Source organism: Mesorhizobium sp. M0145, assembly GCF_040322355.1.
Classification (GTDB): domain Bacteria; phylum Pseudomonadota; class Alphaproteobacteria; order Rhizobiales; family Rhizobiaceae; genus Mesorhizobium.
Map to the genome: position 1 here is coordinate 1 of NZ_JAMYTK010000073.1, position 565 is coordinate 565.

At 61.2% G+C, this 565-nt stretch carries 1 protein-coding gene; it reads right to left on the reverse strand.

Features of this window, described 5'->3' with window-relative positions; all coding sequences use genetic code 11:
• On the reverse strand, positions 1-565 hold a 565-nt coding region (locus NKJ28_RS32950; RefSeq protein WP_352638602.1), incomplete at both ends, for a histidine kinase dimerization/phosphoacceptor domain -containing protein.

The following is a 565-nucleotide window of genomic DNA, read 5'->3' on the forward strand; positions in this document are numbered from 1 at the left end:
TCATCACCGCGGACGCGATCTGGCTGAGATAGACGCCAAGATCGACCTCCTCTTTCGGCTCGTCGGCCGTTAGCGTCTGGTACAGGATCGCCAGAGCGTCGACGCGACCGGCAAGCCGCTCAAACCGTCTCCGGTCGGCCTCGGTCGCGTTGCGGCTTTCCAGCCGGATCAGTGCGGTGATCATCTGTAGGTTGTTCTTCACCCGGTGCTGCAGTTCGCGCAGCAGTGTGTCTTTCTCGCTGACAAGCTCCTCCACCGAGCGCTCATCTCCCGCCTCGCCATGGGCCGATACGTCGACCAGCGCCACCAGCCGGAAGCACATCTTGCCGTTGTCATCCTCGATCACATTGGAATAAACGTCGACGATCGTCGGCTTATCCTCGTTGCGTTCCAGCCTGTAGGTGCCGACAAAATCGGTTTCCTCGACCACGGCCTCGGCAAGTGGCCGGTCCTTCTGCTCGTGGAGGCCTTTGCCCAAAAGGGCTGCCCAGTTTGCTCGTGTGAGCCTGGCGGCCGTCAGGCCTGACAGTTTCTCGAATTCCGGGTTGGCGTAGACTACGCGCTC